Raw genomic sequence first — 15,422 nt, forward strand, 5'->3', positions numbered from 1 at the left:
ACGTGACACATCAGACCGCGGGCACAGCAGGGGATGTCCGGCCGTACGTCGGGCTGCGCCCCTACCGCGAGAGCGAGCACGGGCTGTTCTTCGGACGCGAGCGGGAGTCGCGCGACATCGCCACCATCTGGCAGGCCACCGGGCTCACCGTGCTGTACGGCACGTCGGGCGTGGGGAAGACCTCCCTGCTGCACGCGGGGATCCTGCCGCGCATCGAAGCGGAGCGCGCCGACGTGCTGCCCGTCGCGCGCGTGTCCCCCCGCAGGATCACGGCGTCCTCGCCCCGGGTGCCGGGCAACCCCTACGTCCTGGCGCTGCTGTCGGCCTGGTCTCCGGGGGATCATCCGTCCGCGCTGGTGGACCTGACGGTCACGGAGTTCCTCCGGCGCCGTCCCGAGCGGATCGACCGCTACGGCGACCCGCTCCCGGTGCTGGCCGCCATCGACCAGGCCGAGGAGCTGTTCAGCGGGCCCGTCCAGCAGGAGGAGGAACGGGAGGCCCTGCTGGAGCAGCTGGCCCGGGCGGTGGAGGATCACGACGGGCTTCACCTGCTGCTGTCGCTGCGCGAGGAGCACCTGGCGGCGGTGCTGCCGCACGAGCGCCCCCTCGGCCATGGCTCGCGGGCCAGGTTCCACCTGCGCCCGCTCAGCCGTACCGCCGCGCTCGACGCCACCACCAAGCCGCTGGAGCGCACCGGCCGCTCCTTCGCCCCCGGCGCCGCCGAACTGCTCGTCGACGATCTGCGTATCGTGACGATCGTCGACGACGAGGGGCACACGACCACGCTGGCACTGGACGCGGTCGAGCCGGTCCAGCTCCAGGTCGTCTGCTCCGCGCTGTGGGAGTCGCTGCCGGAGCACCTCACCGAGATCAGTACGGAACACGTCAGCCTGCACGTGGACGTCGACCGGTTCCTGACCGGCTTCTGCGAGCGGGTGCTCGCCCGCGTCTCGGCAGAGCACGGCGTGTCCGCGAGCGAGATCCGGCACTGGTTGCGCAGCGCCCTCGTCACCGAGCACGGCACGCGCAACCTGGTCTACGAGGGCCTCCAGGGGACGGCGGGGATGCCCAATGTCGTCGCCAGGGCGCTGGAGGACTGCCACCTGCTCAAAGCGGAGCAGCGCCTGGGCATCCGCTGGTACGAACTGCAGCACGACCGCCTGATCGCGGCCGTGCGCAGCCCTGGGCACCCCGGTGCCTATCTGGCGGACGCACGGGCGGCGCTGTCCAGAGGGGATGGCCAGGCGGCGCACACGCTCGCCAAGGAGGCGGCGCGCCTGTCCTCCCCCGACGAGGCGTGGGTCCGGGCCGAGGCGTGCGAGATCCTGGGGGAGGCCGCGGTCCTGCGCGGGGATCTCGACGAGGCCGGCCGTCTTTTCGAGGAGGCGACGGAGTCCTTCGCCATGCTCCAGCAGTTCAACGCGGTGGCCCGGACGCTGACCGCGAGCGGCCGGCTCCACCTGGCGCAGGGTGACCCCGGCCGGGCCGTGGAGTTGCTGAAGTCCGCCCTCGGATGGGCGCCCAACGGCCTGCCCGCGCGGCTGGCCCTCGGTCAGGCCCTCTGGTGGTCGGGACAGCCGCGCGCCGCTCTCACCTTCCTCAACAGCACCGTGGCGCTCGCGGACCGGCCGCCGGCCGAGGCGCTCGCGCTGCGCGGTGAGATCCACGCGGACATGGACCTGGCCTCGGAGGCCCTGCGGGATCTGAACCGGGTGCGGGAGAGCCAGGAGCCCGGCACGGTCGCGGCCCGGGCGCTGGCGCTCGCCCTGGCGGGACGGTTCGACGCGGCCGAGCAGGAGATGCTCGACGCCCTGGCCGCGGAGTCCGGCAGCGGGCCGGTCCTGCTCCGGGCCGCCCGCGTCAACGCCCTGCTCGGCCGGGATGCCAGGGCTGCGGAGCTGGCCTCGCGGGCGCTCGGTGCGCTGAACCCTGCGCTCCCGCCGCATCTGCGCAAGCAGGCCGAGGAACTGGCCGGTCGGGGATCGGGGTGACCTCCGCCGCCCGCGGCATCGCAGCCGGCGCGACGCGTGCCGTCGCACGTCATTAAATACGACATTTCAGGAAATACGGCCATTCCGCGATAAATCCTACTTATAGATATACACACCCTTTATCGGGATATGCCCTGTGCGGGACGCCTGCTTCCGGAGATGATGCGATCACCATTAGAAAGCGTGAGGAGGCATCGTGCGCCTGGGATTCAGCATCGGCACCTTGGGACCTGTCGCGGCGGGACCGGACGAGCAGCTGAGACTGGTCAGCGAGGCGGAACGGCTGGGATACGAGTCGGCCTGGGCCTCCGAGGGGTACGGCGCCGACCCGGCGACGACGCTGGCCTGGCTGGCGGCCGGGACCGGACGCATCGAGCTGGGCAGCGGGATCATCCAGGTCTCCGGCCGCACCGCCGTCGCGACCGCCATGGCCGCGGCGACCGTCGACCGCCTGTCCGGCGGCCGGTTCCGGCTGGGCCTCGGTGTCTCCGGCCCGCAGGTGACGGAAGGGTGGCACGGGCGCCGCTACGAGCGGCCCCTGACCCACCTGCGCGACTACGTGCGGGTCGTCCGTACCGCGCTGGCCGGGGAGCCGGTGCGTCACGCCGGTCCCACCCTGGAGCTGCCCCTGCCGGACAGCCGCGGCAAGGCGCTGAGCCTGGCCATCGAGCCGGTACGGCAGCCGCTCCCGATCCACCTGGCGGCGATGGGCCCCAAGGCGATCGCCCTCGCCGGTGAGATCGCCGACGGCTGGCTGCCGATCCACTTCCCGCCCGAGCACGTGGCGGACTCACTGGAGCACCTGCGCGCGGGCGCCTGCCTGGCCGGGCGCGACCCGGCGGAGATCTCCGTCTCCCCCATGGTGATGGCGATGGTGGACGACGACGCCGACTACGCCCGGGACATGGTGCGGCCGATGCTCGCGCTGTACCTGGGCGGCATGGGCAGCCGGGAGGTCAACTTCTACAACCGGCTGGCGCACCGCCTGGGGTTCGCCGCCGCGGCGGCCCGCGTCCAGGACGCCTACCTCGACGGGGGGATGGGCGAGGCGATGGAGGAGCTGCCCGACGACATGGTGGACGCCCTGACGCTCTGCGGTACCCCGGACCGGGTGCGCGAGCGGCTGGACGCCTACCGGAAGGCGGGGGCGACGACCCTCATCGTCGGGTTGAACGCCCCCACCGTGGACGACCGCCTCGAACAGCTCGGCTGGCTGGCGGAGCTCGCCTCCTGACCGACCACGTCTCAGGCTCGTCTCCTGTCACCCACGCCCCGGCCTCCGCCTCCCGGGCCGCTTCCGGGTCCCGGGGAACGCCACGCGGAGCGTCCCCGGAACCCGGCGGAAGCCGGAACCGAGCCCGGAGGCGGGACCCGCCGGGCTCGGCTTGCCGGGCTCAGTTCGCCGAGGTGGTGCGGGGCTGGCGGACGATGGTCGTCGAGCCTGCCGGAGCCTCGTCTCCGGCGGCGGCCTTCCCGCGCATCTCCTCGACCAGGGCGGCCATCCCCGTCACCGTGGGAACCCGGAACAGGGTGCGCATGGGCAGCCGTACCCCGGCCTTCTTCCGCAGCAGCGCGATGAGCTGGACCGCGACGAGCGAGTTCCCGCCGAGCTCGAAGAAGTCGTCCTCCACGCCGACCCGGCTCGCGCCGAGCACCTCGCCCCAGAGACCGGCGAGCATGCTCTCGGTCTCGTTGCGGGGCGCGACGTAGCCGTCCGCGCTCCCGGCGGCGTCACCGGCCGCCAGGTCGAGCTGCTCGGCGACGGTCTCCTGGGTCAGCTCGCGCACACCCGCCACGAACTCCGTCAGGTCGGTGGCGTTGACGACCACCTGCGTGCCGAACTCCCCGGAGCCGGCGGCCAGCAGGCGCCGGAAGGCGTCGGCCCCGGCGGCGGGCGAGATCCCGCGCTGGGTTCCCTCCAGGTCCACCGCCGCCCCGGCCGCGGCGGACCCCTCGGCCACGACGGGCTGCTCGGACGTCTCCCTGGCGCCCTCGCCGACCGTCGCGGCGACGGCGCCCTTGTCGACCCGGCGGAGCACGAAGTCGGAGATCTCGACGAGCACGCGGCCGTCGTCGTCGTAGAGGGCGAGGTCGACGGCGATGACCTCGCCTCCCCCGGTGTCACGGTGCTGGGCGTGGCTCCAGAACCGGGCCGGGAGCGGCGCGTGCACGGTGATCCGGCCGTAGCCGAGCGGCAGGTAGCTGTGCTCGCCCGCGGCGCTGACGAACGCGGTCGCCTCGTCGAGCAGGGCGGGGTGGAGCGTGAACCGGCCGAGCTCGTCCGCGGCCTCGGGGGCCGCCTCCAGCCGGGCGAGTTCCTCCTCCTGCCCGAGGTGCACGGCGCGCAGGCTCCTCCAGCGGGGGCCGAAGGTGACCAGGCCGGAGGCGGAGGCGAACAGGTCCGCCGCCCCCTCGCGGGAGCCGTACGAGCACCGCTCGCGCAGCTCGGCCAGGTCGGCGGCCTGCCCGTCCGCCGGCACCCACGCCGCGCCGCCCCTGGCGTGCGACCGGGTCGTCCCGCCGACGACGCTCACCACCTCGAAGTCCACGCCGTCCCCGCCGGGCGAGAACAGCACCCGCAGCTCGGCCGTGGCGCCCTCGGCGACCGCCAGCGGCGCCACGAAGGCGACGTCGCGCAGTTCGACGGCGTGGTCGGGGCCGGGGGCGGGCACGGTCGCCTCGAAGGCGTGGCGGACCGTCTCCAGGTAACCGGTGCCGGGCAGCACCGGTTCACCGGCGACGCGGTGCTCGGCCAGCAGCCAGTGGGTGTCCGGGGAGATCGTCCCGGAGGTCCAGGGCAGCCGGTCGTCGGATTCGTGCCGGTGGGTGAGGACGGGGTGGTCCAGCGGGCTGACCCGGTCACCGCGCTGCAGCGCCCGGAAGGCCACCGGCGCGGCGACCTCGGCGGCCATGCCGACCTCCAGCCAGGCGCCCCAGTTGACCGACAGGACCCGTCCGGGCCAGGTCTGGGCGTAGGCGTCGAGGAAGTTGTTGGCGGCGCAGTAGTCGACCTGGCCGAAACCGCCCGCCACCGCGGTCACCGAGGAGCACAGCGCCACGAAGTCCAGGTCCAGGTCGCCGAACGCCTCGCGGAGCGCGATCGTGCCGGCCAGCTTGGGCGCCATCACCCGTTCGGCCTCCGCGCGTTCCTTGACCTCGGCCATGCCGCCGCCGGGCAGGCCCGCGGCGTGCACGATCCCGTCGATGCGGCCGAACCGCGCGAGCGCCTCCTCTCGGGTACGGCGCACGTCCGCCGGGTCGGTCACGTCCGTGGCCAGCACGAGCACCTCGGCTCCCGCCGCCTCCATCCGGCGCACCGCCGCGATCGCCCGCGCGGTCCGGTCCGTCCCGCCGCCGAGCGCGTCCCACTCCTCCCGCGGGGGCAGGCCCGACCTGCCGAGCAGGACGAGCCTGGCCCGGACGCGCCGGGCGAGGTCCTCGGCCAGGGTGAGCCCGATCCCGCCGAGGCCGCCGGTGACGAGGTAGACACCGCCCTCGCGCAGCCCGGCGGGCGGGCCGTCCCCGTCGGCCGGGGCGGCCACCGGCACCGGCTCGTAGCCGCGCACCCAGCGCCGCCCGGAGCGCAGCACCACCGGCGAGGGCGGCGTGCCCTCCTCGGGAGTGTCGAGCGCGGGGTCGCGGGCCAGTTCGGTCAGGACGGCGCCGAACGCGTACGGCACCGCGCCCTCGGGACCGTCCGAACCGCGCGCGGTCCCGGCCTCCAGGTCGATGTGGCGGACCGACAGCCAGGGCGCCTCCAGCGGGACGACCTTGGCGATCCCGGCCACCGTCGCGTGCTCGGGACGGGTCAGGTCGGGGCCGAGCACCCCCTGCGTCCCGGCGGTCAGCACGTCCAGGTGCACGCCGGCCTCCCGCTCGGCCGCCGCCAGCGCCTGGACCAGGGTGAGCAGGCTGAAGAAGCCGAGGTCCTGGGCGGCCAGGGTGCCGGCCGCGTCATGGGCGGGCACGCCGTCGAGCGTCCAGGCGTGGACGATCCGCTCCGGCACGCCGGTCTCGGCGATCAGGGCCTCGTAGTCCTCGCGGACCCCGGGGCGGATCGTGAACCCGCCGTCCGCGCGGCCGTACTCCTCGCCGGGGGCGACGGTCAGCGCCTCGGTCCCGGCCGCGCGCAGCGCCGCCACCAGCGGGGCGGCGGACGGCCCGGCGAAGACCAGGCAGCGGTCCGGCGAAGAGGAGCCGGCGGCGGGCGGGACGGGCTCCTGCCGCCAGGCCGGGAGGCTGAACCACTCCTCCACGGGGAGCGCCCCGGTGCGCGGCGGGAGCGGATAGACCAGCTGCGGGTCGGGAAGGATCGGCACCCAGTGGCGCGAGCGCTCGAAGGGGTAGCCGGGCAGCGGGACGCGCCGCCCGGGGGCGCCCAGGGCGTCGGCGTCGAGCGGGGCCCCCGCGGCCCACAGGGCTCCCGCGGCGGCGTAGAGCACCTCCGGGTCGGTCTTGGGGTCGGCCGGGCCGGGCAGGCTCGCCAGCGGCGCGGGCGCCCCCTGCGGCAGCTGGGTCCGGGCCAGTCCGGCCAGCTGGCGGCCGGGGCCGCACTCGACGAGCCGCCACTCCCCCTCCGCCAGGAGGGTCGCCACGCAGTCGCCGAACCGGACCGCCTCCCGCAGGTGGCGGGTCCAGTAGGCGGGGTCGGCGGCGTCCTCGGCGGTGATCCAGGCGCCGGTGACGTTGGACAGGAAGGGCAGGGCGGGGACGGCCCGGGGGACGGAGGCGACGATCTGGTGGAACTCGGCGAGGACGGGCTCCATCATGGCCGAGTGGAAGGCGTGCGAGGTGCGCAGCATCGTGCGTCCCACGCCCTGCTCCGCCAGGCGCTCGGCGTACTCCTCGACCAGGCCGGTGGGGCCGGCCACGACGCAGGTCCCGGGCCCGTTGACGGTCGCGATCGACAGGCCGTCGGGGAGGTTCCCGCGGACCTCGGCCTCGTCCAGGCGGACGGCGAGCATCGAGCCCGGCGGCATGCTCTGCATCAGCCTGCCGCGGGCGGCGACCAGGCGCAGCGCGCCGGGCAGGTCGAAGACCCCGGCCACGGTCGCCGCGACGTACTCGCCGATGCTGTGGCCGATCATCGCGTCCGGTTCGACGCCCCAGGAGCGCCACAGACGGGTCAGCGCGTACTCGACGGTGAACAGGGCGGGCTGGGTGAGGGCGGTCTGCCGGAGCCGCTCGTCGGCGGCCTCCCGCTCGTCGTCCGGCGGGAAGAGCAGCTCGCGCAGGTCGAGGCCGAGTTCGTCGCGGAGGAGGGCGGCGCACTCGTCCACGGCCTCCCGGAAGACCGGCTCGGTGCGGTAGAGCCCGGCGCCCATCCCGGCGTACTGCGCGCCCTGGCCGGAGAAGAGCCACGCCACGCGCGGGGCCGTACCTGCCGTGTCCCGGAGCAGGCGGCGGGGGTCGGCCAGGGCGGCGGCCGCGTCGGCGACGTCGGAGGCGACCACCGCGGCGCGGTGCTTCATCTGCTTGCGCCCGGTGCGCAGGGTGAAGGCGACGTCCGCCAGGTCCAGGTCCGCCGCGCCCGCCAGCCGGTCGGCGAGCCTGCCCGCCATGGCCTCCAGCGCGGAGGAGGTGCGGGCCGACAGCTGCAGCAGGTGGACCGGGCGCTCCTCTCGGGGGGCGGGGTCCGCAGGCGGGGCCTGTTCGAGTACGGCGTGCGCGTTGGTGCCGCCGATGCCGAAGGAGCTGACGCCCGCCCTGCGCGGGAGGTCCCCGGTCTCCCACTTGGTGAGGGTGGACACGACGTGGAAGGGGTTCTCGCCGAAGCCGATCCGGGGGTTGGGCTTCTCGTAGTTGAGGTTGGGCGGGATCATGCCGTGCTCGATCGACAGGACCGTCTTGATGAACCCGGCGATGCCCGCGGCGGGGCCGAGGTGCCCGATGTTGGTCTTGACCGAGCCGATCCCGCACCAGCCGGCCTCGTCGGTCTCCCTGGAGAACACGCTCGACAGGGCCGCCACCTCGATCGGGTCGCCCAGGGAGGTGCCGGTGCCGTGCGCCTCCACGTAGGTGATGGTCCGGGGATCGACGCCGGCCAGGTCGAGGGCCTGGGAGACCGCGGCGGCCTGTCCCTCGACGCTCGGCGCCGAGAAGCCCACCTTGGTGGCCCCGTCGTTGTTGATGGCGTTGCCGATCACGATGGCCCGGACGTGGTCGCCGTCGGCGAGGGCGTCGGAGAGCCTCTTGAGCACGGCGATGCCTCCGCCGCCGCCCCAGATCGTGCCCGCCGCGGAGGCGTCGAACGCCCGGCAGTGCCCGTCGGGGGCGTAGATGCCGTCCTGGTGGTACTGGTAGCCCCACTCGGGCGGCATCTCGATCGACACGCCGCCGCTGAGCGCCATGTCGCACTCGCCGGACCGCAGCGCCTCGCAGGCCACGTGGATGGCGACGAGCGAGGAGGAGCAGGCGGTGTGCAGGGTCAGGCTGGGACCGCGCAGGTCGAGCTTGTAGGAGACGAGGGTGGACAGGTAGTCGGGATGGTTGCCGGTGTAGATGGCGAGGTTGCCGACGGAGGCGTGCGTCTTGCGGTCCCGGCGGATGAACATCCACTGGTACTCGTCGGAGCCGATCGCCCCGTAGACGCCGATCGCCCCCGGGTAGCGCGCGGGATCGTACCCGGCGTCCTCCAGCGCGCTGTGGGACAGCTCCAGGAACATCCGCTGCTGCGGATCGCGCAGCTGGGCCTCGCGCGGCGACATGCCGAAGAAGGCGGCGTCCAGCGCGCCGTAGTCGTCGGCGATGGAGGCCGCGCGCACGAAACTCGGATCGTCGAGGAGATAGTCGGGCACGCCGAGCGCGGCCTGCTCCTCCCGGGTGTAGAACCTGACCGACTCCACGCCGTCGACGAGGTTGCGCCAGAACGACGGGACGTCCGGGGCGCCCGGCATACGGCAGGCGAGCCCGACGACCGCGATCGGCTCGACCGCATATTCCTCGGTCATTCCTCATTCTCCTGTCTCCCGGCCTGGTACGGCCGGCGGGATGGTGCCCTGCGGGACGGGGTCCGGGCCTGCCTCGCGGCGATCCGCCGGGAGGCCCGCTCCGGGCCCTGGGTGCGCTCCGCGCCGTCGAGGTGCGCGGCGAGGGCGCGGACTGTGGGAAAACGGAACAGGTCCACGATGGGCACGGTGCGGCCGAGCAACGTGGCCAGACGGGCCTGGACCTCGGCGGTGGCGAGCGAGTGCCCGCCGATCTCGAAGAAGTTCTCTCCGGCGGAGATCCTCGGCAGGCCGAGGACCTCCCGCCAGACGCCTGCGACGAGACGTTCGGTGGCGCCGGCCGGTTCGTCGGCGCGGGTGCCGGCCGGGCGGGGCGCGGGCTCGGGCAGCGCGGCCCGGTCGACCTTCCCGTTCGGGGTGAGGGGCAGCGCGGGCAGCAGGATCACGTCGGCGGGCAGGGCGTGGGCGGGCAGCCGCTCACCGAGGTGGCGGCGGAGGTCGGCCGTCCGCAGGCCCGGCCCGGCGGCGACGGCGTAGGCGCGCAGCACCGGCCCGCCCGGCCGGTCGGCGACGGCCGCGGCGGCGGCCCGGACCTCCGGATGCTCCAGGAGGGCGCCCTCGATCTCACCCAGCTCGACGCGGTAGCCGCGGATCTTCACCTGCCCGTCGGCCCTCCCGGCGAGCACCGCCCGCCCCTCGGGGTCGTAGCGGCCCAGGTCCCCCGTCCGGTAGCGGCCCGTCCCGCCGTCCGCCTCCACGGCGAAGCGCTCCTTGGTGAGCCTCTCGTCGAGGTAGCCCTCGGCCAGCCTGCGGCTGCGGACCACCACCTCGCCCAGCTCCCCGACGGCGGCCGGCAGCCCGTTCCCGCCGAGGACGAGCAGTTCCGCGCCGTCGATCCCGTGTCCGACCGGGACGGGATCCCCGTGATCACCGTGATCACCGTGATCACCGTGGCCGGCGCGGGCGCCGTCCGCGATCTCGAAGACCGCCTGGATCTGGGGTGTCTCGGTGGTGCCGTAGGCGTTCACCAGACGCGCGCCGGGTGCGGCCCGCCGGAACCGGGCGGCCTGCGCCCAGGTGAGCCGGTCCCCGCCGAACACGGCCAGCCGCAGGTCCGGCAGCCTGATCCCGGCGGCGGCGACGAGCATGGCCAGCTGCGGGGTGAGGTGGGCGACGGTGACCGCGCGGTCGCGCAGCCACGCGGCCAGGCGGGCGGGGTCGCGGATGTCGTCCTGGTGGGGGACGTGGAGCGAGCCGCCCAGGACGAGCGGGGTGAAGACGTCGCGGAGCAGGGGGTCGTGGGCGAGCCCGGCGAGCAGGGCGAACCGGTCCTGGGGGGTCAGGCCGTACGCTCCGGGATACCAGCGGAGGAAGCGGGCGAGCGGTTCCTCCGCCGCCCGCACGGGCTTGGGGTCGCCCGTGCTGCCGGAGGTGAAGGCCAGGTATCCGCGCTCCCGCGCCGGGACGATCGGCCCGGGTCCCGCCACCGGAGTCCCCTCCGGCGGGAGGGCCCGCACCGGCGGGAGCCCGGCCAGTTCGGGGGGCGGAGCCGTGCCGGGGCAGCACAGCAGCGCGCGGGCGTCCACGGCCGCCGCCTGGGCGGCCAGCCGGGCGGGCGGGAGGGCCGGATCGAGTACGGCCCAGCGGGCTCCGGCGGCCAGCACTCCGAGCAGCAGGGCGGGCAGCTCGCACCGCCGGTCGGCCAGGACCGCGACGGCCCGGCCGGGAGCGGCCTCGGCGGCGGTCGCGGCGGCGGTCCACCTCACCAGGGCGGCCAGCTCGCCGTAGGTCAGCTCGCCGCCCGCTCCGGTGACCGCGACCCGGTCCGGGTGCTCAGCCGCCCTCGCCAGGACACGTTCCACGACGCCCTCGACGCCCTCGACGCCGGCGTCGGAACCGGCGGACGGGGCGGTCGCACCGCCGGACGGGTGGACCGCGCCGTCGCCGGGCAGCCGAGTGCCCGGCGGGCGCATCGACGCGAGCCGTACGGGCGCCTCCGGCTCGGCGACCAGTTCACCGAGCAGGTGGACGTATCCGGCCAGCAGCGCCTCGATCCGCTCGGAACGGAACAACCGGGGGTTGTACACGGCCTGGAACACGTAGCCGCCGCCGTGCTCGCCGACGTAGAGCGTGAGGTCGAACAGGGAGCCCGGCAGTCCGGGCGGGAGCGGGCGGGCGGTGGTCCCGGCCAGGTCCAGGCCGGGTCCGGTGAGGTCGTACATGTTGAACAGGACCTGGATCAGGGGGTTGCGCGACAGGTCGCGCCCCGCCCCCAGCCGGTCGACGAGACGTTCCAGGCGGAGGTCCAGGTGGGCGAAGACGTCGGACAGCTCCTGGCGGCACGCGGCCACGTGGCCGGCGAACGCCTCGTCGTCCCGCACCGCCAGCCGTACCGGGAGCACCTGCACGAGGCAGCCGATGAGCTGCTCGAACGCGGGATCGCGACGGTCGGCGACCGGCGTCCCGACGACCATCTCGGCCTGGCCGGTGAGCCTCCGCATGACCTGGGCGAACGCGGCGAGCAGCACGGCGTACGGCGTCGTGCCCAGCCGGGCGGCCAGCTCGCGGACCCGGGCGCCGGTCTCCGCGCCCGCCTCGGTCCGGGCCGCCGCGCCCTCGAAGGTCTGCACGGCGGGCCGCGGCAGGTCACGCGGCAGATCCAGTACGGCGGGCGCCCCGGCGAGGTGATCCGCCCACCAGTCGAGCGACGCGGAGTCCTCCCGCCCGGCGAGCCAGGCGGCGTAGTCGCCGAAGGCGGTGGTGAGCGGGGCCAGGGGCTCGCCCCGGTAGGCGCGGGCGAGATCGGCGCGGAGCACCTCCTGCGACCAGCCGTCGAACACGATGTGGTGGGCCGTGACGGCCAGCACGTGATCGTCGGGTGCGAGCCGGAGCAGCCGCGCCCGCCACAGCGGCCCCGCCGCGAGGTCGAAGGGCGTGCGGGCCTCCGCCTCCAGCCACGCCGCGACCTCCTCCGGCACGTCGCCGTCCGGCCACGCCCCGGCGAGCGTCCCCGGGCCGCCGTCCGCCTGCGGCGCCTCCCCCGGGGAGGGATCGGCCGGGTCGCTGACCGGCAGCGGCACCTCGCCGGGAGGGTCCACGGCCACGCGCGGGACGCCCCCCGACTCCTCGATCCGCCAGCGGAGCACCTCGTGCCGGGCGGCGACCGCCGTCAGCGCCGCGCGCAGGGCCCCGGTGTCGAGCGGACCGGTCAGCCGCTGGGCCATCGCGATGTTGTGCACCGGGGTGCCGGGGGCCAGCCGCTCCACGAACCACATCCGCCGCTGGGTGGCGGACAGCTCGGGAGCGGTCCCGGCGGGGATGTCCGCGACCGGCGGGGCCTGCGCCACCCGGCGGGCGAGGCCCTCGACCGTGCGGCCGGCCAGCACGTCCTCGACGGCGATCTCCCTGCGCAGCTCGGCCCGGAGCCCGGCCACCAGGTGCATGGCGAGTAGGGAGTGGCCGCCGGAGGCGAAGAAGTCGTCGTCGAGGCCGGGCTCGCGCGTCTCGAACGTCCTCGCCCAGACCGCGGCGACCGCCTTCTCGGTCTCGCTCCGGGGCGCCCGCACCGGGCCGTCCCCGTCGTCGCGGGAGCGCAGGCGGTCCAGGTCCACCTTGCCCGCCACGGTCAGCGGCAGCAGCGGCAGGCGGACCACCCGGGTGGGGACCATGTAGGACGGGAGCCTGGCCAGGCAGTGGTCGCGGACGCCGTCGAGGCCGGGGGCGGACTCGGGCGCCAGGTAGGCGGTCAGCTCGGCCAGCCCGCCGGGGCCCGCGGCCAGGTCCACCACCGCGTGGCGGACGTCCGGGTGGGCGCGGAGCACCGACTCGATCTCTCCGATCTCCACCCGCTGGCCCTGCACCTTGACCTGCCGGTCCAGCCGTCCGAGGAATCCGATCCGGCCGTCCGGCTCCAGCACGACGCGGTCGCCGGTCCGGTAGAGCCGGGAGCCGGGCGGGCCGTAGGGGTCGGCGACGAACCGTTCGGCGGTCAGGCCGGGCCGGTCGAGGTAGCCCCGGGCGAGCTGGGGGCCGCCGATGCACAGCTCGCCGGGGGTGCCCGGCGGACAGGGGGCGAGCCGGTCGTCGAGGATGTGCGCGGTGCAACCGGGCAGCGCGTGGCCGATCGGCAGCGGCCGGTCCCAGGTGCCGGTCAGCTCGCCGCCGACCACGCAGACCGTGGTCTCGGTGGGGCCGTACCAGTTGTGGAAGCGCCGCAGTCCCGGCCGCGCCCAGCGGGCCACCTGCTCGGGGCCCGCCGGTTCCCCCGCGGTGAGCAGGTCGCGCAGCAGGGGCAGGCGGTCCGGGTCGAGCAGCGGGAGCAGCGCGGGCGGGACGGTCCCCCAGGTCACCTCGTGGCGTTCCAGGAACCGCTGGAGGCGGACCGGATCGACCCGGTCCCCGTCGGGGACGAACATCACCGAGCCGCCCCTGGCCAGCGGGGCGAAGACGTCGAGGACCGACACGTCGAACCCGAGCGCGGCGAAGCCGATGCTGCGGCACGAGGCGTCCAGGCCGAACAGGTCGCCGGCCATCCGGACGAAGGACACGGCGGCGGCGTGGGAGACCACGACGCCCTTGGGCCGCCCGGTGGACCCGGAGGTGTACAGGACGTAGGCGGCGTGCCCCGGCAGGGTCCGGGGAGGGCCGCCGGGCGCTCCGGCCGGGCCGCCGGATGCCGCCGGACCCTCCGCGCCGCCCGGACCGCCTGAACCGCCCAGGCCACCCGAGCCGCTCGGGCCGGTGTCGCGCGCTCCCAGCAGCCGTACCGGGACCCCGGCGAGCAGCTCGTGCCCGGCGGCGTCGGCGACGACCGTGCCGATGCCCGCGTCCTCGATGATCGTCCGCAGCCTGGCGGGCGGGTGCGACGGGTCCAGCGGCACGTAGGCCCCGCCCGCCATCATGATCCCCAGCACCGACACGAGGAGGTCGGGCGTGCGGCGCCCGCAGACGCCGACCCTGGTCTCCGGGCCGACGCCCGCCTCGCGCAGGCGGCCGGCCAGCGTGCCCGCGGCGTCCGTCAGCTCGCGGTAGGTCAGTGTACGGTCCCACTGCCGGACGGCCGTCGCGTCCGGGGTGCGGGCGGCCTGTTCCACGACGAGGTCGTGCAGGAGCTGCCCCGAGGTCATCCGCCCACCCTTTCCGTCACCGCTTCTCATCGCCCGGTCCGGATGTCGGCTCTCAGCCGCATCCGGCCGCGCGGCGCGGCGATCGCCGCGACCGCCTCGCCCAGCGGCGTGGGCAGGGACAGATGGGTGATCCACCAGTCGCCGCCCACGTGCCACGGCCCCGGGGCGGCCAGGTCCGGGAACCCGCTCGCGGCCAGGTCCCGCGCGCCCGCGTGGAGCAGCGCCCGCCTGGCCGTCTGGGCGCGGAGCGCCAGCCAGGGCCGGTCCTCCTCGGCCGCGTCCGCTATCTGCTCCCACTCCCCCGGCCCGAGCCCGCCGCCGGAAGAGGGTTCCCGCAGTTCTTCGGCTCCGTCGTCCGGGGACCGCGTCTCCAGCCGTCCCACGGCCACCCCGACGGCGCCGCCCCGGATGACCGCCTCGGCCACCAGGCCGTCCGCCCGGTCCACGGAGCGGGAGAGCCGTCCCGCTCCGCCGCCGGGCACCCCCGGGTAGCCGTCCACGGGCCCGTCCTCATCTCTGGGGGGCGGCGCGGAGCGGTCCCCGGCGGGGGCCACGCGTATGCGGATCTCGTCGTCCTCCGCGGACGGCGGTCCCGAGGCGGGATCCGACGGGCCGGAGAGGTCCTCGGCGATCAACCGGGCGAGCTCCGCGGGCGCGTCCCTGAGGAAGAAGTGGCCGCCGCGCAGGGTCCGCAGCCCGAATCCGGCGCGGGTGTGCCGGGCCCAGCCCAGCATGTCGCCCGGCGGCACCTCGCCGTCGTCGAGGCCCGCGAACGCCACCACGGGAACCTCCAGCGGCGGCCCGGGCACGTAGCGGTACCTCTTGATCCAGGCGAAGTCCGCCCGCAGCACGGGCAGGAGCAGCTCCCGCAGCTCCGGTATGTCCTTGAGCTCCGCCGGAGCCCCCGCGCGCCGTACGAGCTGGTCCACGAACGCGTCGTCGGGCAGGTCCGCCGCGGCGGCCAGCGGCACCCTCCGGTCCGGGGGGTGGGCGGCCGCGGCGTAGAGCCTCAGGGGCGGGGGCAGCCCTCTGCGGCGCAGCTCGCGGGCGACCTCGAAGGCGATCCGCGCCCCCATGCTGTGCCCGTAGAGGGCGTACGGCCGCCCCGTGCGCGGGGCGATCTCGTCCGCGATCTCCGGCACGGAGAACTCCGGCGGCTCGGCGATCCGGTTCTCCCGGCCGGGGAGCTGGATGGGGACGACCTCAACGGTGTCCGAAACACCGCGGAGGCCGTAGTAGGCGCCGGCCGCTCCTCCCGCGTAGGGAAGGCAGAACAGCGTGGGAGGGGCGGGCGGGGAGGGGAGTGGTCGCGTCATCGAGAGGGGCTCGATCGCCATCTAACGGGCGCTCCTCTGCGG

The 15,422-nt window shown here is 75.5% G+C and carries 5 protein-coding genes; 2 read left to right on the plus strand and 3 right to left on the minus strand.

The genetic code is table 11. From position 1 onward, the window contains the following. The first annotated feature begins 2 nt into the window (after positions 1–2). Positions 3–1,991 (plus strand): tetratricopeptide repeat protein, encoded by a 1,989-nt coding sequence (locus IEZ08_RS23935; protein ID WP_068923383.1) that lies wholly within the window; start codon positions 3–5, stop codon positions 1,989–1,991. 196 nt (positions 1,992–2,187) lie between these two features. Then, entirely contained in the window at positions 2,188–3,225 is a 1,038-nt protein-coding gene (locus IEZ08_RS23940; protein ID WP_189242929.1) for an LLM class F420-dependent oxidoreductase, read from the plus strand. Positions 3,226–3,385: 160 nt separating this feature from the next. Here IEZ08_RS23940 and IEZ08_RS23945 read toward each other — a convergent pair whose 3' ends face one another. From IEZ08_RS23945 to IEZ08_RS39750, 3 genes are read right to left on the minus strand one after another with little or no spacing between them, the layout of a single operon-like run. After that, entirely contained in the window at positions 3,386–8,941 is a 5,556-nt protein-coding gene (locus IEZ08_RS23945) for a type I polyketide synthase (protein WP_189242930.1), read from the minus strand. Next, positions 8,938–14,064, minus strand: coding sequence for a non-ribosomal peptide synthetase (locus IEZ08_RS23950; RefSeq protein WP_189242931.1), 5,127 nt, complete (start codon positions 14,062–14,064; stop codon positions 8,938–8,940). Before IEZ08_RS23950 ends, IEZ08_RS23945 begins: the two co-directional genes overlap by 4 nt. A gap of 26 nt (positions 14,065–14,090) precedes the next feature. Beyond that, positions 14,091–15,401 (minus strand): thioesterase II family protein, encoded by a 1,311-nt coding sequence (locus IEZ08_RS39750; protein WP_203863461.1) that lies wholly within the window; start codon positions 15,399–15,401, stop codon positions 14,091–14,093. Positions 15,402–15,422: the final 21 nt, after the last annotated feature.

The sequence above is a fragment of the Planobispora rosea genome, from assembly GCF_014648175.1.
In the GTDB taxonomy this organism is placed as follows: domain Bacteria; phylum Actinomycetota; class Actinomycetes; order Streptosporangiales; family Streptosporangiaceae; genus Planobispora; species Planobispora rosea.

Excerpts from the sequence above, each read along its gene's own strand:
- IEZ08_RS23945 (WP_189242930.1), bottom strand. The coding sequence starts at position 8,941 with ATGACCGAGGAATATGCGGTCGAGCCGATCGCGGTCGTCGGGCTCGCC.
- IEZ08_RS39750 (WP_203863461.1), bottom strand. The coding sequence starts at position 15,401 with ATGGCGATCGAGCCCCTCTCGATGACGCGACCACTCCCCTCCCCGCCC.
- IEZ08_RS23950 (WP_189242931.1), bottom strand. The coding sequence starts at position 14,064 with ATGACCTCGGGGCAGCTCCTGCACGACCTCGTCGTGGAACAGGCCGCC.